The sequence below is a fragment of the Amycolatopsis sp. NPDC004378 genome (assembly GCF_053602455.1).
Genome location: NZ_JBSGDR010000011.1, coordinates 25,616 through 46,191, shown reverse-complemented (window position 1 = coordinate 46,191; position 20,576 = coordinate 25,616). Strand labels below are relative to the sequence as shown.

The window sequence follows — 20,576 nt, the reverse complement described above, 5'->3', positions numbered from 1 at the left end:
TGTTGCGGGACAACGAAGAGGGAATGTGACACAGGGGTACGAAGCGGAACTGGAGTCCGAACGCGACTACGTCGCCGGGCTGTACGCGCGGCTCGACGCCGAGCGCGCGCGGGTCAAGGGCGAATACGAGGCGGCGCTGGGCGGCAAGGGCGTCGGCGCCATGGAACGCGACGTCGGCGTGCGCGCGCTCGGCCGGCAGGTGAAGCGGCTGGACGTCGTCGACAACGGGCTGTGCTTCGGGCGGCTGGACGCCGTCTCGGGCGAGCGGTCCTACATCGGGCGCATCGGCCTGTTCGACACCGACGACGAGTACCGGCCGGTGCTGCTCGACTGGCGGGCACCGGCGGCGCGCCCGTTCTACACCGCGACCGGCGCGAACCCGGAGGACATGCGCCGGCGTCGCCAGTTCCACACGCGCGGGCGGAGCGTGCTGGGCTTCACCGACGAGGACCTGGGCCGGCCGGGCGGCGACGCGCAGGGTGACGCGGCGCTGCTCGCGGCCGTCAACGCGCCTCGCGGCGAGGGCATGCGGGACATCGTCGCCACGATCCAGGCGGAGCAGGACGAGATCATCCGGCTCGACCACCCGGGCGTGCTGGTGATCGAGGGCGGCCCGGGCACCGGGAAGACGGTCGTGGCGCTGCACCGCGTCGCGTACCTGCTCTACACCCAGCGAGAGCGGATGGAGCGGCACGGCGCGCTCGTCGTCGGGCCGAACCCGGCGTTCCTGAACCACATCGGGCGCGTCCTGCCGTCGCTGGGCGAGACCGACGTCGTGTTCACGACCACCGGCGACCTCGTCCCGGGCCTGCACGTCACCACCGAGGACACCCCGGAAGCCGCGCGGCTCAAGGGGTCGCTGAAGGTCCTCGACGTGCTCAAGGCGGCGGTCGCCGACCGGCAGCGGCTGCCGGCCGAGCCGGTGCCGGTCGTGCTCAAGGACGTCACCGTGCGGATCGACGCCGAGACGGCGGAGTGGGCGCGGCAGGAAGCGCGCGACAGCGGTCTGCCGCACAACGAGGCGCGCGCGGTGTTCACCGAGATCGTCACGTACGTGCTCACCGAACGCGCGATCGGCCGGATCGGGAAGGGCTGGCTCAGCCGCGACGACAAGGACGAGTGGGAGAGCATGCGCAAGGGCCTGCTCGCCGACCTCGCCGGCGACGAGAAGTTCACGGCCACGATCGACGAGCTGTGGCCGCTCCTGACGCCGGAGGAGCTGCTGGCGTCGTTCTACTCGGCCGCGCCGAAGGATTCGGCGTTGTTCCGGGCCGACGGTGCCGCGTGGACGGTGTCGGACGTGCCGCTGCTCGACGAGCTGGTCGACCTCCTGGGTCACGACAAGACGGCGGACAAGGCCGCCGAGCGGGCCGAAGCCCGGGTGCGCAAGGCCGAGGCGGAGTACGCCGAGGGCGTCTTCCAGACGATGAAGCTCGACCGCGAGGAGATGGACGAGGACGTCATGCTCTCGGCCGAAAACCTGCTCTACGCCGAGGACCTGGCCGAGCGGTTCGTCGAGGCCGACACCCGGACGCTGGTCGAGCGGGCGTCGGCGGACCGCGACTGGACCTACCGGCACGTCGTGGTCGACGAGGCCCAGGAACTGTCCGAAATGGACTGGCGGGTGCTGATGCGGCGCTGTCCCGGCCGGTCGTTCACGGTGGTGGGCGACCTCGCCCAGCGCCGGTCCGAGGCCGGGGCGCGGGCGTGGGACACGATGCTGAAGCCGTACGTCGCGGACCGGTGGGTGTACCGCAAGCTGACGGTCAACTACCGCACCCCGGCGGAGATCATGGCGGTCGCCGCCGCGGTGCTCGCCGAGTTCGCGCCGGACGTCACGCCGCCGGAGTCGGTGCGCGCGTGCGGGGTCCGGCCGTGGTCCCGGCTGGTCACCGGGGACGAACTCGAGCCGGCCATCGAGGAGTTCACCGCGGACGAAGCCGGCCGGGAGGGCACGAGCATCGTGATCGGGCCGCCCGGGGTGCCGGGCACGGTGCCGGCGTCGGAGACGAAGGGCCTGGAGTTCGACGCCGTCCTGGTGGTGGACCCGGCCGCGATCCTCGCCGAAAGCGCGGCGGACCTCTACGTCGCGCTCACCCGGGCCACCCAGCGGCTCGGCGTGCTGCACGAAGGCCCGCTGCGGGCCGCGCTGCACGGGCTCGCGGAGGTGGTCCGGCAGTAGGCACGGTTCGCCGGGCGGGAGCGCGGGTACGTTGCGGGCGCCCGCGCTTCCCCACCGCGAAAGGCGTCCCGATGCAGCTCTACGCCGAACGGCCGATCCGCCGTACCGCCCAGCTCGTCAGCGACCTGCTCGCCCTGCTGCTCGTGGTCTTCGCGGTGTGGCTGGCGACTTCGGTCCACGACGAGGTGATGAAGCTGCGGGCGCCCGGCGACGGGCTCGTCGACGCCGGAACCGGGCTGCGCGGCACGTTCGACAACGCGGCCACCACCGCGGGCGGCATCCCGCTCGTCGGGGACGCGCTCGCGAAGGCCCTGCACGGCGGATCGGACGTCGGCACCAAGCTCGTCGACTCGGGCCGGTGGCAGATCGAAGCGGTGGAGAGCATCGCGTGGTGGATGGCGGCGATCATCATCGCGCTGCCGGTGCTGACGCTCGTCGTCACGTGGCTGCCGTTGCGCTGGCACTTCACCCGCCGCGCCACGGCGGCCGCGCGGCTGCGAGCCCTGGGCGACGAGGGGATGGACCTGCTGGCGCTGCGCGCGTTGGCGACCCAGCCGTTGCGCCGCCTGGCGAACGCCGGCGAGATCGCGACCGGCTGGCGGCAGCGCGACCGGGACACCATCGAGACCCTGGCGGGCCACGAACTGGCGCGCCACGGCCTGACCCCGTCGTGAGTGGTCAGCGCGGGCCTTGCCGCCGTCCCACCGAGCGGCCGATGAAGAACCCCAGGAGCAAGCCGACGACCAGGCCGATCGCGATGAAGAAGATCACCGTCGCCGCGGCGATCTTGCCCACCGTGCCGAGGAAGCCCTTCGCCTCGAACTCCCCGACAGTCGCCAGCGTCTGCGCGAGAACGTAGTGCGTCATGATCTCCAGGGTGGCACCGAACGCGGCCGCACGCGACGCGAAGGTCCCCCCACCGGGGCTCAGGACGCCGGTGAGGGGACCTCCGGTTCTCCGCGGGGCCGGGCGGACGAGTGCTCAGCCCACGGAGGGGCCCATCCCGAGGGACTGCGGCGTGCTCGCGTCCGGCGACGGCTGGTGCAGGCCTTCGTCCAGCGGGCCGAACTCGGTCATCAGCGCCGGGCTGCCACCCCACGGGGTCTGTTCCTCGGCGATCAGCGAGTTCGTGGTGAGCAGCAGGCCCGCGACCGACGCGCCGTTCTGCACCGCCGAGCGGCACACCCGCAGCGGGTCCACGACGCCGAGCGCGATCATGTCGCCGTAGCGGTCGTGCAGGGCGTCGAAGCCTTCGTCGTCGCCCAGCTCGCGGGTGCGCGCGACGATCTCGTGCGCCGGGTGGCCCGCGTTGTGGGCGATGAGGAACGCCGGCTCCGGCAGCGCGCGCCGGACGATCTCGACCCCGATCGCCTGGTCACCGTCCAGCCCCAGGCCTTCCAGGGCCTTCTCGGCGTGCAGGAGCGCCGCTCCCCCGCCGGCCACGATGCCTTCGGCCATCGCCGCCCGGGTCGCGGACAGGGCGTCCTCGACGCGGTGCTGCAGTTCCTTGAGCTCGGCCGGGGTGGCCGCGCCGACGCGCACCACCGCGACCTTGCCGGTCAGGGCGCCGATCCGCTCGGTGAGCACGTCCTCGTCGACGCCGAACTGCGCGCGCTCCAGCTCCGCGCGCAGCTGCCCCACCCGGAACTCGACGGCGTCGGCCGAGCCGGCGCCGCCCACGACGGTCGTGGTGTTCTCCGTGACGCGCACCTGCTTGGCCCGGCCGAGGTGCTCCAGCGTCATCGTCTCCATGGTGAACCCGGACTGCCGCGAGAGCACCGAGCCGCCGACGATCGCGGCGAGGTCCTCCAGCTTGTGCAGCCGCCGGTCGCCGAAGCCGGGCGCGCGGACGGCGACCGACTGGAACGTGCCGTTCATGTGGTTGTGCACCAGCATGGACAACGCCGTGCCCTCGACCGTCTCCCCGATCACGACGAGCGGCCGCGGCGCCCGCATCACCTTGTCCAGCAACGGCATCAGCTGCTGCACCTTGGTGATCTTCTCCGCGCACATCAGGATGTACGGGTCGTCGAGCACGGCCTCCAGCCGGCCCGGGTCGGTGACCAGGTACGGCGAGAGGTAGCCGTTGTCGAACTCGAAGCCCTCGACGAAGTCGACGCTCATCCCGATCGACGGCGACTCCTCGACCGTCACCACCCCGCCGTCGCCGACGGTGTGCAGGGCCTTCGCGATGACGGCGCCGACCGCGTCGTCGTCGTTGGCCGAGATCGCCGCGACCCGCGCGTAGTCCTGTTCGGACACCACCGGGTGCGCCTGCTTCTCCAGGTGTGCCACGAGCAGCCCGACCGCGTGGTCGATGCCGCGCTTGACGAGCACCGGGTTGCCGCCGCGCTCGATGGCCCGCATACCTTCGCGGACGATCGCCTGGGCCAGCACGGTGGCCGTGGTGGTGCCGTCGCCGACGACGTCGTTGGTCTTGATCGCCGCTTCCTTGACCAGCTGCGCGCCCATGTTCTCGAACTGGTTCTTCAGGTGGATCTCGCGGGCGATCGTGACGCCGTCGTTGGTGACCACCGGCGAACCGGTGATCTTCTCGATGATCACGTTGCGGCCCTTCGGCCCCAACGTGGACTTGACCGCTTCGGCCAGCTTGTCCACACCCGCCAGCAGCAGGTCGCGGGCGTCCGAGCCGAACCGCAGTTCCTTCGCCATGTTCCTGCTCCTAGGGGGTGAGGATGGCCCGACCGCGCACGCGACCGGCGTCGAGGTCGGCCAGTGCGTCGAGAGCCGCGTCCAGCGGGTACTTCTTCGTGTGCAGGGTGACCTTCCCGGCCTGGGCGAGCACCATCAGCTCCACCAGGTCGTTGTAGGTGCCGACCAGGTTGCCGATGACGTTGCGCTCGGTGGAGATGATGTCGATGGTCGGGATGTCGATGTTGCTGCCGTAGCCGATGACGAAGTGCGAGCCGGCCCGGCGCGTCATCGCGAAGGCGTCCTGCTGGGCGCCCTGCTCGGCGACGAAGTCGAGCACGACCTCCGCGCCGTTGCCGCCGGTCAGGTCGAGCACCGCGTCGACCTGCTTGCCGTCGCCCAGCACGGTCTCGTCGGCACCCAGCTCGGCCGCCAGCTTCAGCGCGTCGCCGTTGCGGTCCACCACGATCACGCGGGTCGCGGTCAGCGCCTTGAGCGACTGGATGCCGATGTGCCCGAGGCCGCCGGCGCCGTTGACGACGCAGGTGGTGCCCGGGTACAGCAGCGGGACGGCCTTGCGCACCGCGTGGTAGGCGGTGATGCCCGCGTCGGCCAGGGCGGCGACGTCTTCCGGCTGGGTCGACGGGTCGAGCTTGATGCACGCCCGCGCCGAGGTCAGCAGGTACTCGGCCATGCCGCCGTCGGAGTCGATGCCCGGGAAGCTCCCGTTCGGGCAGTGCATGTCGTCGCCCGCGCGGCAGGCGTGGCAGAGCCCGCACGTCGGCGTCGGGTGCAGGATGACCGTGTCGCCGACCTCCACATTGGACACCGCCGGGCCGACCTCGTGCACCCAGCCCGCGTTCTCGTGCCCGATCGTGTAAGGCAGGGCGACACCGGACTTCTCGGCCCACTGCTCTTCGATGATGTGCAGGTCGGTGCGGCACACGCCGGCGCCGCCGATCTTGACCACGACGTCGAAGGGCCCGGTCGCGCGCGGCTCCGGCACTTCTTCGATCACCGGTTGCCGGTGGTACTTCTGCAGCCGCACGGCCTTCATCCCGTGCCCTCCTCTTCTGCGGTCAGGGCGTACCGCGCGCGCAGCATGCCGCGGCACACCCCGGAGTTGGCCTCCATGCTCGTGCGGGTCAGCCGCGCGAAGGCCAGGTGACGCTTCGCGTCGGCGGGGGCGACCGGCTGCCCGGTCGCCGGGTCGAGCAGCAGCGGGTCGCCGTCGCCGGCGGGCAGGCCGAGCTCGTGACGGCGGGCGCGCAGCCGGTCCAGGTCGGGACTCGGCGGGACGTCCCCGAGGGTCAGCGCCGTCGGGTCGCGGCCGTCCAGCGACCGGCAGACGCGGTCGGTGCCGGCCAGCACGGCCTTGCGCACGAAGTCGTGGCGCAGCGTGTCGAGCTCGTCGACGGCCTCGCCGTCGAACGACGCGACGAACCCCTGCCGCGCCGCCACCCCGCGGTTGATGGCGTCGGACGCGAAGTGGTCGTCCAGCCTGATGTCGAGCCCGGTCAGGCCCGCCACCCCGGCGACGGCGTCGTAGGCGTCCGCGACCATCAGGAACGCGAAGTTGGGCGCGCAGAAGTAGGTCGGCAGCCGCAGCCGGATGACGGCGTGGCCCGCCGCGCTCACCTCGCAGCGGGCCACGAACCCGAGGTCGGTGAGCGGCTCGTCCAGTTCGGGGTCCCGGACCGTGCCCAGCGCCGACCACACCGCGGCGTGGTCGGCGCGGACGATCCGGTCGTCGAGTGCCGTCATGAGTTCGGCACGCCGACGGGTTCGACCGACTCCGTCGCGATCTGCAGCTCCTTCGGCACGTCGATGCCGTACAGCCGCGCGGCGTTCAGGCCGAGGATCTTCCTCTTCTGGTCGACCGTCAGCGGCGGGAAGTCCGACAGCTCGTCGTCGGCGGGCATGTTCCAGTCGACGAAGCCCTCGACCTGCCACTTGGGTTCCCAGATGGCGTAGTCCGCGCCGAAGATCAGCTTGTCCTCGCCGAGCCAGAACATCAGCTCGCCCATGACCTTCGCGAAGAACTTCGGCCGGGCGTGCATCAGGCCGCCGATCACCACGGCGAGCCCCGCGTAGACGTTCCGCTCCTGGGTGGCCATGAAGCAGAAGTCCTCGATGCGCGGCAGGCCGACGTGCTCGACGATGAAGTTGAGGCCCTGGAAGTTCGTCGCCACGTAGTCCACATCGGACACGTCGAACGCGTCCTTGTCCAGCGGCCAGATCGTCGGGCCCTTGTGGATGTGGATGTTGGTGACGCCCAGTTCCTCGCACTTCTCGAGGTACCGCGCGGCTTCGGGGTCCTTGAGACTCCAGCCCCGCGAGTCCCCGCGCCACTCGGCCGTGTAGAGCTTGACGCCCTTGCAGCCGTACTTCTTGACGCGCTCTTCGAAGGCCTTCATCCCCGCGTCGCCTTCACGCGGGTCGAAGGTGGTGTTCACCAGGAACTTGTCCGGGTGCTTCGCGGCCAGCGCGCCGTCGGTCTCGGTGGTGTTGAAGCCCGTCTTGTACCACTGCCGCAGGTTCGTCGGCTGGAAGACGGCCTTGTCGACGTGCCCGACCTCGAACAGGTCGTGCATCATCAGTTCCTCGGAGTACTTCTGGAACCGGTCGATCGGCCAGTGCGTCTCCTTCGGGCCGAGTCCCTGGTAGGCGTGGAAGCACTCGATCCAGCCCTTGGCGTATTCCTCCTGGCCCTCCACCCAGTTGTCCGGGCTCGCGTCCCAGAAGTGGGTGTGGGCGTCCACCACGAAATACTTTTCGCCGTCTTTTTCGTACATGGTTGATCCTCCTGAGCGGGATCGAGTGCTTCCCGGGATTACTTGAGCGGCTTGAGGTCGAAGTCGAGGTACTCGGCCGCGTCCTCCGGGTTGGCGAACATGATCGTGCGGTCGTCTTCGTGGATCATGCGCCCGTAGTGGGTGGACATGCTCTCCTCGAACTCGGCCGCGTTGAACCAGCCCTCTTCCTCGCCGGCGGCCTCGTCGACCTCGGCGTAGACGACGTCCATGCGGCCGACCGCGTCGACCCGGATCATCGAGGGCAGCGGCGTGATGGTGACGTTGTCCTTGGCGCCCATCACCTCGGCGACGATCGCGCCGACCTGGTTGTTCATCAGGGTGAAACCGCACATGTTGGACGCGGTGTTGTTGACCTTGTACGGGCTTTCCGCCGTCTTGAAGATGGTCACTGGCCCAGCTCCTCGGGTGCCTTGAGGCCCAATTCGGACAGGATTCCGGCGAACCGGCTCTTCGCCCGGTCGAGACCGTCCTCGAACCGGATCGGCTTGGCGTCGGGCTGCGACCACAGCGGCTGCAGCGCGCGGGCGGCGGCGATGCTCTTCGGGACCCAGTCCTCGAGCCACTTCTGCAGCAGGGCCTGGTTGTGCCCGGCGAACTCCTTGTCGTTGATCAGGAGGTGGAACATCGCCTTGGTGTAGCGGAGGTCGCGTTCGGAGAAGTCGAACTCCTCGGCCCCGATCAGCGTCGGCGTGACGAAGTCGCCGTTGGCTGGAGCGGCCTGCTGCACCAGGTTGCTGCGGAACAGCTCACCGACGAGCGGCTCGAAGACGATGTTCGCGGCGAAGATCGCCTCGCACCAGTCCCAGATCCCGGTCAGCTGCTCGGCGGTCTCCCGCACGCCCTGCCACGCCGGGTCCTCGGCCCAGGTCGCCAGGTGCGCGGTGCCGTCGAAGCCCTCGACCTCTTCGGTCAGGGTCAGGTTGTACAGCGCCAGGTCCTGCGCCGCACGGATCCGGTGCATGCTGTTCACCGAGATCGCGTTGTTGTGCATGTTCGTCGGCGCGCGGCGGTTGGCGTTGGCGTACAGGTAGAGGCCGAGGCCGTGGTCGACGTGCATCCACGCGCCGACGTGCTTGGCCACGAACTCGACCCAGTTGCGGTTCCACTGCTCGAACGCCTTGGCCTGGCGCGCGGCGTCGATGTTCTGGTTGAGCTGGCGCACCACGTTCGCGTTGTAGCGGTAGAGGGTGAGCTCCCACTCCTCGTTCGGGTCGCGGAACTCGTGCCAGCCGTGGGCCGGCCAGTCGTAGCCCTTGCCGCCGGATCCCGGGCTCCGCTCGGGCACCGGCCGGTCCGAGCCCCACGCCTTCAGCGCGGTCCACTCCAGCGGGTAGCCGCCCTGGCCGTCGGCGAAGGCGTAGAGCCAGCCCTGGGACAGGTAGTGCCGCGGGTCGGGCTGGACCTCGACGGTGACGTCTTCGTAGTGGCTCTGCTTGCGCTTGGCCGGGGTGAAGTAGTTGTACTGGCGGGCGGTGGAGTCCGGGAAGACCTTGGCCCCCGCCTCGGCGTCGGTGAACGTCGGCTTGGGCACGCTTCGTTCTTGCGTGGCTGTCATGGATCCGTCCCTCTCAGGCGTCGGATTCGCCGGTGGTGGTGAACTTGTCGTAGAAGACGCGCTTTTCGGCGACGCCGAGCGCGGGCAGCAGTTCGAGCGCGGCCTCCACCATCGGCGGGGGCCCGCAGACGTAGGCGTCGGCGCCGGCGAGGTCGTGGCCCGCCCGCCGGAGCACGTCGGTGACGAAGCCGGTTTCGCCGGTCCAGTCCTCGTCACCCGGTTCGGACAACGCCGGCACGTACCGGAAGTCCGGCAGCTTCTCCTCCAGCGCCCGCAGCTCGTCGGTGAAGCAGAGGTCCCGGCGGCGACGGGCCCCGTAGTAGAACGTCGCCTTCCGGTCGATGCCGCGCTCGGCCATGGACCGCAGCAGCGACAAGATCGGCGCCATTCCGGCCCCGCCGCCGACGAAGACCAGCTCCGCGCCCGGGTTGTCCCGCAACGTGAACACCCCGAACGGACCGGTGACCCGGAGCCGGTCGCCGACCGCGACGTCGTCGGCCAGGAACCGGGAGAACAGGCCGTCGGGGTAGATCTTGATGACGAACTCCAGCGTGCCGTCGCGCGCGGAGGTGTTGGCCATGGAGAACGACCGCGTCTCGTCGGTGTCCGGAACCGCGAAGTCCAGGTACTGGCCGGGGAAGAACTTCAGTTCCTCGTCCAGCCGCACCACCAGGTGCCGCAGGTCGTGCGTGACGTCGTCGTTGGCGACGACCACGGCGGTGGTCTCCTGGATCGGCAGCCCGGAGTGGATCATCTCCTCGTCGTAGTTGAGCAGCTCGATGGTGACGTCCTCGTAGGCGTGGGCCCGGCACAGCAGGGTGAAGCCTTCCTCCTTTTCGAAGTCCGGGAGCGCGAAGGTGGAGTAGCGGTCGTGCTCGACGTCGTCGCCGTCGAGGAGGAAGGACTTGCAGGACGCGCACTGCCCTTCCTTGCAGCCGTGCATGAGCATCACGCCCTGCTCGGCGGCGGCGCGCAGGATCGTCTGGTCCTCGGCGACGTCGATCTCGATCCCGACCGGCTCGAACCGGACGCGGTGTTTCTCTGCCATCCCAGCCCCGTCTCGGTGCGGGGTCGTGCGTGGTCAGGGCGGTTCCGGCCGCCACGACCACGCACGACCGGTGCGTGTCAGGCCTTCTGCGGGGCCGGGCGGCCGGCCGGGCCCTGGCGGTTGTAGTCGGCCTGGAAAGCGGCCCGTTCCGCGTCGGACATCTGGTTGAGCAGCACGTTCGGCGACTGCACCTCGGGCATCCGGCGCAGGTGGTCGAGCGTCCACAGCTTCTTCGGGTCGTCCAGGTTCAGGTGCGGCTGCGCGACCATGGTCTTGCCGTCGTCGCGCACGAAGCCCATGTCGGAGACGACGTCGGCCCAGTTCCAGCCGTGGTAGAGCGTCTCCCACTCGCGGGCGCCGACCAGCTGGCCCATGTTCGGGGTGTTGCGGCCCTGGTAGGTGGGCCGGAACGCCTCGGCGTCGGTCCAGCGGCAGGTCTCCGAGCAGTACGTGCGCCACTGGCCGTCGACCTGGTCGGTGACCATGTCCTCGCGGATGAGGCACGGCACCATGCAGGTCCAGCAGCGGTGCGGGTACACGTAGTCGACGTCCTCGGCGACGATCGGGTGGTGCCCGTTCGGCGTCGAGAGGCGGGCGTAGTTCTCCCACCACTTGCCGTACTTGTCGTACCAGCCCGGGTACTTGTACTCGAACCACTCGAAGTCCTCGTCCGTCATCGGGTCGATGCGCCAGTAGTTGGCGAGCCACCCGGTGGCGAAGAACTGCGCGACCTCGTGGACGTAGCCCTTGTTCCAGATCCGGTTCCAGGCTTCTTCGATGAGGTCGTGCGGGATGACGAGGCCGTACTTCTCGAGTGGCACCAGGTATGAGCGGTAGTAGTCGTCGTAGATCCAGCGGCGCCACATCTCCGCGTAGGACTCGCGGTCCTTGCGGCGGTCCTTGGTGCCGTACTCGATGAACGTGCCGATCGCGGCGTCGACGACGGCGTGGTTGTTCCACCACGCGTAGCGGAGGTCGCGCTCGAGCAGCTGGTGGTTGCTCTCGTCCGACAGCGCCATCAGCAGCGTCGCGTAGCCGTTGCTGATGTGGCGGGACTCGTCGGACTGCACCGAGTGGAACACCGTCGGCAGCAGGTAGTCGCCGTTGGCGGCGGCTTCGGCGGGCATGGCGACGAACAGCGTGTTCGTGAACGCCGTCTCCGCCACGATGGTCAGGTAGATGCTCGCCGCGGTGATGGCGTCACCGGTGATGAACCCTTCGGCGAACTGGCGGCCGATGGTGCCGCAGTAGTCGTTCTGGAAGTTGCGCAGGCTCGAGTTGAAGCCCGCCGGGTCGATGTAGTTCTGCATGTACAGGCGCTTGAGGTTCTGCTGGATCGTCGAGTGGCGGACCTCGTCGATCATCTGGATCGCCTGGCCGTTGTGCAGCTCCGGGTTCGGCACCGTGCGGAACAGCAGCGGCATCGCCCGCGCGGCCGAGATCTCCGGCAGCGGGATGATCGACAGGAACAGCTTCTGCCACTCCAGCCAGCGCTCCTGCACCTGGCGGAACATGTTGCCGCGGATCGCGCCGTCCTCGGCGCCGTAGACCCGGTGGTCCTTTTCCTCCTGCATCGGGAAGTACGAGCGGAGGACCTGCTTCAACGGGTCCTTCTTCTTGGCCTTCTGGAAGGTGTAATCCGTCCCGTAGTGCGAAACCGGGGTGTGGTACGCCGGCTCCCACGACAGTTCCTGGATCTTCTGGTGGGCTTTCGCCACACTCTGGCGACTCATGGATCAACTCCTTGTCCGTCGCTCGCCGTCGGGGCGCACGTCCTGCGTTGACCATTGAAGGGGCGGCGCCGAGTGACGCGGGTCTCAATCTGAGACAGAACCGCTGCTCAGGGCGTTTCGTCCCCGCCGAGCATCCGGGCCCGCAGCTCGGCGAGCTCGTCGTGGACGCCGGCCTGCACCCGCGCGTCGCCCTCGACGGTGGGCACGATCCCGAAGGTGCGCAGCAGGGCCGCCGCCGGATCGCCGGGGTGGCCGTCCCCGCCGAGCGTCGGGTGCAGCCCCTGTTCGGCCAGATGCGTGAAAACCAGGTTGACGATCGTCCACGGGTTGTAGGTCTCCGCGGCCTCGGCGGCCATCGGTCCTCCTCCTGGTCAGGGGTCGGTTGCCCCTCCATCGGACCGCCGGGGGCGCGGCCCGGCCGTCTCAATTTGAGACACCGTTCCCCGCGCGGCGCATCTAGGCTGAACGGGCGGCACAACGGGTGTGCCCGCACCCACGTGGGCCGCGGGAAGCTGGAGGTCACGTGGAAGAGATGGCGCCCGGAACGCTGCTCGCCGACGACGAGCTCGCCCGCACCCGGGTGCGTTTCCTGACGGCCGAACCGGTGCCACCGGGCACGGTCCGGCAGACGATCCTGGCCTCGTGGCGGCGGTCGCAGGAGCTCCAGGTCGAAGCCGACCGGATCGACCCCCTCTACCTCGGCGACCAGAACCTCGACATCCCGCTCATGCGCGGCGCGGAACCGGTGCTGCACAAGCTGGGCGAGCAGTTCGACGGCCAGCCGATCAGCCTGATCCTCACCGACCCCAGCGGCGTCGTGCTGACGCAGCGCACGGGGGACGCCGACCTGCGCCGGCACCTCGAGCGCGTGGAGCTCGTGCCCGGGTTCAGCTACGGCGAGCAGTCCGTCGGCACCAACGGCATCGGCACCGCGCTGGAGGACGGCCGCGCGACGACCGTGTTCGGGCACGAGCACTACGCCGAGCACCTGGAGAACCTGGCGTGCGCGGGCGTGCCGATCCACCACCCGATCTCGGGCAAGAAGATCGGGGCCGTCGACCTCACCTGCTGGTACAAGGACGCCGGCGGCCTGCTCATCGCGCTGGCCCGCTCGACGGCCGAGCAGATCCGCCAGGCGCTGCTGCGCCACAGCGACCTGCGCGAGATGATCCTCTTCCAGGCCTACCTGCAGACGTGCCGCCGGTGGACCGGCATCGTGCTGGCGTTCAACGAAGACATCGTGATGATGAACGACCGGGCGCGGCAGCTGCTCGACCCGGCCGACCAGTCGGTGCTGCTCGGCCACGCGACCGAGGCACTGGCCGACGGCCGGCGGACGCCGGCCACGCTCGCGCTCTCCAGCGGCCTGCGCGTGCGCGTGTTCTGCCGCCGCGTCCCGGGGCAGCGCGAGACCGACATCGCCGGTGGTGTCCTGTCGGTGAAGCTGATCGAGGCCGAAGAGACGCTCGCCGTGTCGACGCCGATGCTGCCGATGTACCTGCCGGGCGTGGTCGGCTCGGCGCCGCTGTGGCTGCGCTGCGGGCACGACCTCGACACGGGACACCAGCGCGGCGAGTGGGTCGCGCTGGAGGGCGAGACCGGCACCGGCAAGCTGACCCTGGCGAAGGGCCTGCACCAGCGCCACCACCCGGCCGACCGGCTGCTCACCGTCGACTCGGCGGTCGCGTCCGGCACCGAATGGGCCGGCGCGCTGCTGCGCGAACACGCCGAGGCCCCGGTCCGCACGCTGGTGATCCGCCACGCCGACCGCCTGACGACGTCGGCGGCGAACGCGCTGGGGGCGACCCTGCGCGAGCTGCGGGACCGGCCCGACGCGCCGTGGGTGGTCGTCACGCTCGTACCGGAGGCCGAGACGAAACCGGCGCTGGCCGAGCTGCTGAAGTCGTTCCCGCGCACGGTGCGCGTGCCGCCGCTGCGCCACCACGTCGAGGACCTGGCGGAACTGGTCCCCCTGGCCCTGAGCAAGCTCGGCTACGGCGGCCGGCTCACCTGTTCGGCGGCGGCGCTGCACCTGCTGATGCGGGCCGAGTGGCCGGGCAACACCGGGCAGCTCTACCAGGTGCTGCGCAAGGTGGCCCAGCGCCGCCGGGCGGGCACCATCCGCCCGACCGACCTCCCCGCGGAGTTCCACGCCGTGACGCGGCGCCCGCTGAACCGGTTCGAGTCCATCGAGCGCGACGCGATCGTGCGCTGCCTCGAGGACGCGGACGGCAACAAGGTCCGCGCGGCCAAGCTGCTGGGCATCTCCCGGGCGACCATCTACCGCAAGATCCACGAGTACGGGATCGTCGCCCCGAACCGCTGACCCGTCCGCGGACCGGGCGGGGCCTGCCATGCTGGACGGCATGGCGACCCGGTGGACGTGCCCGCAGTGCGACCGCGAGTTCGCGCGCGCCGGCCAAGCGCACACGTGCGTGCCCGGCTGCACGGTGGACGAGACGTTCGCCGGGCACGACCCGCGGTTCCGCGCGATCTACGACGCCGTCGTCGAGCACCTGCGCACCCTCGGCGACGTCCACGAGGACGCCGTCAAGGTCGGGGTGTTCCTCAAGCGGAACCTGAAGCTGGCGGAGCTGCGCCCGCGGTCGCGGGACGTCCTGGTGTACCTGTTCCTGCCGTACCCGATCGAGACGGCCCGCATCGCCCCGGCCAGCTGGGCGAGCGGGCCGCGGGTGGGCCACCGGCTTACGCTGCGCGAAGTGTCCGATGTGGACGAGGACGTCCGCGAGTGGCTCACGATCGCCTTCGACGCTTCCTGACCGCTCAGGCGCCCGGGCCGGTCCAGCCGTCCGGCACGTGGCCGATGCGGACGCGCTGCGGGTGGTCGCCCACCGGCACCGAGGCCAGCTTCTGCCCCGTCGCGAAGTCGATCGCCGTCACCTGGTCCGCGCCGGCTTCGGAGATCACGCAGGCGTTGCCGTCGCCGCTCACCGTGGCCCAGTACGGCTTCACCGCGGGCACCAGCGCGCCCTGCTGCAGCGTCGCGCGGTCGACGACCGTGGCGTAGTCGTCCATGGTGCCGGCGATGCACAGCTTGGTGCCGGCCGGGTTCATCGACATGCCGTGGTGGCGGGAGTCGTTGACGAAGGTGGTGCGGTCGTTGCTCGTGGCCGGGTTCTTCGGCAGCTCCTTGAGCCGCGTGATCTTGTCGGCCGCGACGTCGTACTCCAGGAAGCCGTTGAAGAACGACACCTGGAAGTAGAGTTTGGACTCGTCGGGCGTGAACGCGACCGGCCGGACGGCGTTGGAAAGGTCGTGGCGGCCGAAGGCGTCGAGCCGCTGGCGCATGTCGATCACCTTGACCTGGCGGAAGGTCGTGGCGTCGACGACCGTGATGTGCCGGTCCCCCTTGGTGAAGTCCCAGCCGGGGTCGTCGAGGTTCGTGTCGACGTTGCCGATCGACATGTTCCACAGGTACCGGCCGCCGTCGGTGAACACGTTCTCGTGCGGCTTGTCGCCGGTGGCGAAGGAGCCGAGCTGCTGCCCGGTGCGGATGTCCAGCACGTGCACGGTGTTGGACGTCGACGCGGAGACGGCGACGCGGAGCCCGTCCGGCGAGACCGCCATGTGGTCGGCGCGGAAGCCCGAAACCGGGAAGCGCCAGTTGATCCGGCCGGTGGCCAGGCTGATCGACACGACGTCGGCGAAGCTCGGCCGCGAAGCCACCACCGCCGAGCCGTCCGGGGTGGTGTACATGTCGTCGACGAACTGGTCGTGCCCCTCGCCGGGCCCGTTGCGGATGCCGAGGAAGAACGCCAGCTTGATCGGGTTGAGGTAGATCTCGCGCAGCCGGTCGTCCTTGTCCGGGATGATGTCGACGCGCCCGATCTTCGCGAACGAACCGCGGGACTGGATGACGTCGGCGGTCCCGTCCCAGTTGTTGCCGACGAACATCACCTCCCGCAGGGCCGCGGGCGCGCCGGCGGCCGGCACGGCCGCGCCGGTCGCGAGCAGGGCGACGGCCGAGGTCAGGTACGCCAGGCGCGAGAGGTACGACCGCCGTCGGCGGGGACTCGGGGAAGTGCGCACGGAAGACACCTTTCGACGCTGAACAGGTGCGGCGGCGGATGGTTTTCGCGGGAGAGAGACGTTACTGTCCGGTATGCCACGATAACCGGCCACCGGAGCGGGTCCGGTAGGCCCGATCGCCCAACGTCGCGGGCGGCCGGTTGTGGCCGTGCCACAACGGGTCCGGGAGGTGCCGGTGACACCGCTGCTCCGGCGGATCCTCGACGAGCTGGCCGCGGACGAGTCGGTGCTCGACGAGCTGGTCAAGGTGGCGCGAAGCGAGTCACCCGGTGTCGCGCGGCTGCCGGAAGCGGAGAACCGGCGGCACATCCAGGTCCTGCTGAGTGCGGCGCTGCGGGCGACGACGAGCCCCGACGGCGCCGTGCGCGAGGACTACACCACGGCCGAGGCGCTGGGTGCCGACCGCGCCGCACAGGGTGTCCCGCTCACCGACCTGCTGCGCGGGGTCCAGGCCGGCCGGACGCACGCGGCGCGCGTCGCGGTCGAGCGCTGCCGGGCGGCGGGCGTGCCCGACGACGTCATCCTCGAAACCGTCCTCGACGCCGACCGCTACACGGGCGCGCTGGAGCACCACGTCGTCAAGGGCTACCACGCCGCCGAAATCCAGCTTTCGCGCACGGTGCGCGACGCGCGGACCCAGCTGCTGCGCACGGTGCTGCTCACCGGGCACCCGCCGACGCCCGAGGAACTCCGGCAGGCGGGGCTGCGACCCGACGGCCGGTACTCCTGCGTGGTCTCCGACGTCAGCGACCCGGCCCGGGCACGCACGCTGGAGCAGGCGCTCCTGGAGTCCGGCGGGGTGTACGGGCTGGTCGAGGGCCGCCTCACCGGCTTGGCGGCGCGCCCGCCCGACGGCGTCCCGCTCGACGGCGACGTCGTGCTGGTCGTCGCTCCCCCGGCCGGCTTGCCCGAGCTGCGGGAGGTCCACCGGCTCTGCACGGCGGCGGCGCGCATCGCCGGCCCCGGCCGCCACGACCTCACGGCGTTGGCGGGCGAGATCGCCCTGGCGGGCCAGCCGTTGCTGGGCGACCTGCTCACCACGGCGCTGCTGGGCGAACTGGACCCCGCGAACCCGTTCCACCGCGAGCTGGCCGCCACGGCGCTCGCCTACCTCGACCACGGCCAGCGCCTGCGCTCCACGGCCGAAACCCTGCACCTGCACCCCAACACGGTCCGGTACCGCCTGGACCGGCTCGCCGAGCTGACCCCGCTGGCCCTGGCGGAAAACACGGGCGGCCGGGTGCTCGACGCCGTCCGGTCGTGGTGGGCGCTGCACCACTGGCTCACCACGCCGGGCTGAACCCGACACGGCCGGCCGCCCACGTCCACCCGCACGTGATCCCCCGCCACGCGGACGACGGCGAAGGTCCGCGCGGCCCGCTAGGCCTTGTGCAGCTTGTCCGGGTGGTGCACCGCGGTCTTCCCGGACTTCTCGCTCCGGACCAGGTACTGCGGTTCGTCGGGCGACGCCTTGACCGCCCGCTTGCCGGCCCGGGTGTCCTCGGTGATCTTCTCTTCGACGGTGCCGACGGAACTTTCGTTGCCCGCGTCCCAGCGGACGCGGTCGCCCTTGCGGAAATCGTTGCCCATGCCCCGGCGGCTACCCCGATCCGCGCCGATCACGGCCCGGTTCCGATAACGATTGGCGTCACCGTCGTAACAGGCGTCGACGCGTGATCGACCAAGGCCGACGAAGACGTCCGCCGTGATCACGAGCAGGAGGAAGCACCATGGGCTACCGGTTCAATCCCCCGCCGAACTGGCCCGCCCTTCCTGCCGGCTGGAGCCCGCCACCGGGCTGGCAGCCGCCGGCCGACTGGCCGGCACCTCCGAAGTTCTGGCAGTTGTGGACGCCCGAGGAGCAGATGCCGAAGGCTCTCCCGGTCCAGTCCGGTCCGCAAACCGGCCGGCCCGCACCTAAGCGTGTCGGGCTGTTCGGCGCGCGGAAACAGCTCCGAGCGACCGAAGCGGAACTCGCCGCAGCACGCGCGTTGGCGCAGGAAACGGCAGCGTCCCTGCACACCGAAAAAGCCAGGGCCGGGAAGCTCGCCGGTGAGCTGCAGACACTCACGACCCGGTACGACGACCTCCGGGGCAAGGACGCAGTGGCTCTCGAACGGGAAATCACCGAGATGCGCCGGACGGTCGCCCAGCTGGCACTCGACGCACAGGCGCAGCGGGACGCTCATGAGCGCGCCTTGAAGACGGCCGAGACCGAACTCGCGACGGTCCGCGGCAAGATCGAAGAGTCCGGCGACAAGCTGAGGAAGATCCGCACCGAGATCGTCGAGACCCAGGAAATCACCCTGCTCCAGGAAGCGGGCATCTACGAGTTCCGCCATCGGCTCGACGACGCAGTGGCGTACAAGGCCGCGCTGCAGCGATTGAGGGACTCGATCAAGGTGTCCGCCAAGAACAACCACGCTATCACGGCCGCGACCGACTGGACCGTGAACGGCTCGACCGCCGAAGGGCAGCGGATGGTTCGGGATTTCTCGAAGCTGATGCTGCGGGCGTACAACGCCGAAGCGGACAACTGCGTGCGATCGATGCGACCCTACCGGCTGGGTTCGGCGAAGGACCGTCTCACCAAGACCCGGGACGTCATCTCCCGGCTGGGCAAGACCATGAACATCAACATCGCCCCGAGCTACCACCGATTGCGGTTGGAAGAACTCGACCTCACCGCCGACCACTTGGCGAAGGTCGAAGAAGAGAAGGAACGGGTCAGAGCGGAACGGGAACGCCAACGAGACGAACAGCAGGCCCAGCGGGAGTTCGAACGCGAGAAGGCCCGCCTGGCCAAGGAACAAGCACACTGGCAGACCGCCATGCTCAAGTGGGCCGAGTCCGGCGACCAAGCCAAGACCGCCGCAGCCCAGGCCAAGCTCAGCGAACTCGACGAGGCGATCAGAGGCGTGGAAGAACGCGAAGCCAACATCAGGACCGGTTGGGTGTACGTGATCTCCAACGTGGGCTCCTTCGGCGACGGAGTCGTCAAGGTCGGCCTGACGAGACGTCTCGACCCACTCGAACGCGTGCGAGAGCTGGGCGATGCGTCCGTCCCGTTCAGGTTCGACGTCCACGCCAAGATCTTCGACGCCGACGCGGTCAGCCTGGAGACCCGGCTGCACCAGCGGCTGGCAGCCCGCCGGGTCAACCGGATCAACCTTCGGCGTGAGTTCTTCTACGCGGCTCCAGACGAGATTCTCGAGATCCTCGAACAGATGGGGCTGCGGGACAACCTCGTCGACTACGTGCAGGAACCGGAAGCCCAAGAATGGCGGTCCAGCCGGCGAATGGCGGAGGCCGAGAACGGCGGCCGACCGCTGACGGCTACGCTCGAGTAGAGCTACACCTCGAGCGCGCTGCCCGGCACCGCGCCGCCCGGCAACGTCACGGCCGCAGGGTGCGGAAGAACGTCCGGATGTCGGTCACCAGCAGTTCCGGCTCCTCCATCGCCGCGAAGTGGCCACCCGAGGCGAACTCCGACCAGTGCGCGATCTTCTCGTCCGGGTCCATGATGCGGCGCACCAGCGGGGACGCGTTGAACACCGCCCAGCCCGCCGGTACGGCCGAGGGTGACAGCCAGCCGTGGCCCGAATGGGCGGCCTCGTACAGGAACCGGGCCGCCGTTGCGCCCGTGCGGGTGAACCAGTACAGGCTGACCGTCGTCAGGAGGCGGTCGCGGTCGATGGCGCCGTCCGGGTTCGTCCAGGCCTGGAACTTCTCGGCGATCCAGGCCAGCTGCCCGACCGGGGAGTCGGTGAGCGCGGCCGCGATCGTCTCCGGCGTGTGCGACTGGAGGTCGAGGTAGCCGCGCCCGGCCTTCCAGGCCTCGCGGGCCGCGTCCAGTTCGGCCTGCTCGCCGGGGGTGAGGTCCGGGGGCAGCGGCAGCTGCTCGCCGGCCAGCGCGATCGTGCCGCGGTCGCTGGTGACGTGCGTGCCGAGGACGCGGTCCGGGTACAGCGCGGCGAGCCGTCCGGTGACGCCGGAGCCGATGTCGCCGCCCTGTGCGGCGAAGCGGGCGTAGCCGAGACGGGTCATCAGCTCGGCGAAGGCGTCCGTCGTCCGGGCGAGCTCCCAGCCGGGCCCGCTCAGCGGCGTCGAGAACCCGAAGCCGGGCAGCGACGGGATGACGACGTGGAACGCGTCCGGTCCCGGCTCGGTCAGCGGCCCGATCACGTCGAGGAACTCGGCGAAGGTGCTGGGATAGCCGTGGGTGAGCAGCAGCGGGACCGCGTCCGGGTCGGCCGAACGGACGAGCAGGTAGTGGATGGTCTGGCCGTCGATCACCGTCGTGTACTGCGGGAACGCGTTGAGCGCGGCTTCCTGCGCCCGCCAGTCGTAGCCGTCGCGCCAGTACTCGGCCAGCTCGCGGACTACGGCGGCGGGGATGCCGCGCGACCAGTCCGGCTCGTCGCCGGGCACGGGGTCGGCGAACCGGGCTTCGGTGAGGCGCCGGTGCAGGTCGTCGAGGTCGGCTTGCGGGATCTCGATGCGGAAGGAGTTCGTCATGAGCAGCACGCTATGGACCATT

General features: G+C 70.2%; 19 protein-coding genes. 6 read left to right on the top strand and 13 right to left on the bottom strand.

What is annotated here, in order from left to right:
* Positions 1-25 precede the first annotated feature (25 nt).
* Complete coding sequence (gene helR / locus ACWEN0_RS28510) at positions 26-2,182, top strand: RNA polymerase recycling motor ATPase HelR (RefSeq protein ID WP_451979970.1); 2,157 nt, start codon at positions 26-28, stop codon at positions 2,180-2,182.
* A gap of 71 nt (positions 2,183-2,253) precedes the next feature.
* Complete coding sequence (locus ACWEN0_RS28505; protein WP_451979967.1) at positions 2,254-2,856, top strand: hypothetical protein; 603 nt, start codon at positions 2,254-2,256, stop codon at positions 2,854-2,856.
* A gap of 4 nt (positions 2,857-2,860) precedes the next feature.
* On the opposite strand, the gene ACWEN0_RS28500 is transcribed toward ACWEN0_RS28505, so the two are convergent.
* From ACWEN0_RS28500 to ACWEN0_RS28455, 10 genes are all read right to left on the bottom strand, one after another.
* Complete coding sequence (locus ACWEN0_RS28500) at positions 2,861-3,049, bottom strand: hypothetical protein (RefSeq protein WP_257920466.1); 189 nt, start codon at positions 3,047-3,049, stop codon at positions 2,861-2,863.
* Positions 3,050-3,163: 114 nt separating this feature from the next.
* Complete coding sequence (gene groL / locus ACWEN0_RS28495; RefSeq protein WP_451979964.1) at positions 3,164-4,855, bottom strand: chaperonin GroEL; 1,692 nt, start codon at positions 4,853-4,855, stop codon at positions 3,164-3,166.
* Between the two features lie 10 nt (positions 4,856-4,865).
* Positions 4,866-5,891, bottom strand: coding sequence for an NAD(P)-dependent alcohol dehydrogenase (locus ACWEN0_RS28490; protein WP_451979962.1), 1,026 nt, complete (start codon positions 5,889-5,891; stop codon positions 4,866-4,868).
* On the bottom strand, positions 5,888-6,598 hold the full coding sequence (locus tag ACWEN0_RS28485; protein WP_451979959.1) for an iron-sulfur cluster assembly protein: 711 nt from the start codon (positions 6,596-6,598) through the stop codon (positions 5,888-5,890). The genes ACWEN0_RS28490 and ACWEN0_RS28485 overlap by 4 nt, the downstream gene beginning before the upstream one ends.
* Complete coding sequence (locus ACWEN0_RS28480) at positions 6,595-7,629, bottom strand: amidohydrolase family protein (protein WP_451979956.1); 1,035 nt, start codon at positions 7,627-7,629, stop codon at positions 6,595-6,597. Before ACWEN0_RS28480 ends, ACWEN0_RS28485 begins: the two co-directional genes overlap by 4 nt.
* A 38-nt stretch (positions 7,630-7,667) precedes the next feature.
* A complete protein-coding gene (gene mimD / locus ACWEN0_RS28475; protein WP_451979953.1) occupies positions 7,668-8,039 on the bottom strand; it encodes a propane 2-monooxygenase effector subunit MimD in 372 nt (123 codons plus the stop codon).
* Positions 8,036-9,205, bottom strand: coding sequence for a toluene hydroxylase (locus tag ACWEN0_RS28470; RefSeq protein ID WP_451979950.1), 1,170 nt, complete (start codon positions 9,203-9,205; stop codon positions 8,036-8,038). Before ACWEN0_RS28470 ends, mimD begins: the two co-directional genes overlap by 4 nt.
* Before the next feature lie 13 nt (positions 9,206-9,218).
* The gene (locus tag ACWEN0_RS28465; protein WP_451979948.1) at positions 9,219-10,253 is read right to left on the bottom strand and encodes an FAD-binding oxidoreductase; all 1,035 of its coding nucleotides are present in this window, start codon (positions 10,251-10,253) and stop codon (positions 9,219-9,221) included.
* Positions 10,254-10,330: 77 nt separating this feature from the next.
* On the bottom strand, positions 10,331-11,986 hold the full coding sequence (locus ACWEN0_RS28460) for a methane monooxygenase (protein WP_451979946.1): 1,656 nt from the start codon (positions 11,984-11,986) through the stop codon (positions 10,331-10,333).
* A gap of 107 nt (positions 11,987-12,093) precedes the next feature.
* Complete coding sequence (locus ACWEN0_RS28455; protein WP_451979943.1) at positions 12,094-12,342, bottom strand: hypothetical protein; 249 nt, start codon at positions 12,340-12,342, stop codon at positions 12,094-12,096.
* Positions 12,343-12,509: 167 nt separating this feature from the next.
* Between ACWEN0_RS28455 and ACWEN0_RS28450 the strand changes: the two genes are divergently transcribed.
* Both ACWEN0_RS28450 and ACWEN0_RS28445 read left to right on the top strand, forming a co-directional pair.
* Positions 12,510-14,312, top strand: a complete 1,803-nt coding sequence (locus tag ACWEN0_RS28450; RefSeq protein WP_451979940.1) for a sigma-54-dependent Fis family transcriptional regulator — start codon at positions 12,510-12,512, stop codon at positions 14,310-14,312.
* Positions 14,313-14,352: 40 nt separating this feature from the next.
* Entirely contained in the window at positions 14,353-14,766 is a 414-nt protein-coding gene (locus ACWEN0_RS28445) for a DUF5655 domain-containing protein (RefSeq protein WP_451979937.1), read from the top strand.
* A 4-nt stretch (positions 14,767-14,770) separates the two neighbouring features.
* Here ACWEN0_RS28445 and ACWEN0_RS28440 read toward each other — a convergent pair whose 3' ends face one another.
* Positions 14,771-16,036, bottom strand: a complete 1,266-nt coding sequence (locus ACWEN0_RS28440) for a YncE family protein (protein ID WP_451979934.1) — start codon at positions 16,034-16,036, stop codon at positions 14,771-14,773.
* A 175-nt stretch (positions 16,037-16,211) separates the two neighbouring features.
* On the opposite strand from ACWEN0_RS28440, the gene ACWEN0_RS28435 reads away from it, so the two are divergent.
* Positions 16,212-17,336 carry a helix-turn-helix domain-containing protein gene (locus tag ACWEN0_RS28435; RefSeq protein ID WP_451979931.1) on the top strand — a complete coding sequence of 375 codons (1,125 nt, stop codon included), beginning with the start codon at positions 16,212-16,214 and terminating at the stop codon, positions 17,334-17,336.
* An 80-nt stretch (positions 17,337-17,416) separates the two neighbouring features.
* Here ACWEN0_RS28435 and ACWEN0_RS28430 read toward each other — a convergent pair whose 3' ends face one another.
* Positions 17,417-17,626, bottom strand: coding sequence for a DUF2945 domain-containing protein (locus ACWEN0_RS28430; RefSeq protein WP_451979928.1), 210 nt, complete (start codon positions 17,624-17,626; stop codon positions 17,417-17,419).
* A 140-nt stretch (positions 17,627-17,766) separates the two neighbouring features.
* Here ACWEN0_RS28430 and ACWEN0_RS28425 point away from each other — a divergent pair, with 140 nt between their 5' ends.
* Entirely contained in the window at positions 17,767-19,386 is a 1,620-nt protein-coding gene (locus ACWEN0_RS28425) for a DUF4041 domain-containing protein (RefSeq protein WP_451979925.1), read from the top strand.
* A gap of 46 nt (positions 19,387-19,432) precedes the next feature.
* Here the strand turns inward: ACWEN0_RS28425 and ACWEN0_RS28420 are convergent, their stop codons facing one another.
* Positions 19,433-20,563 carry an epoxide hydrolase family protein gene (locus ACWEN0_RS28420; RefSeq protein WP_451979922.1) on the bottom strand — a complete coding sequence of 377 codons (1,131 nt, stop codon included), beginning with the start codon at positions 20,561-20,563 and terminating at the stop codon, positions 19,433-19,435.
* Positions 20,564-20,576: the final 13 nt, after the last annotated feature.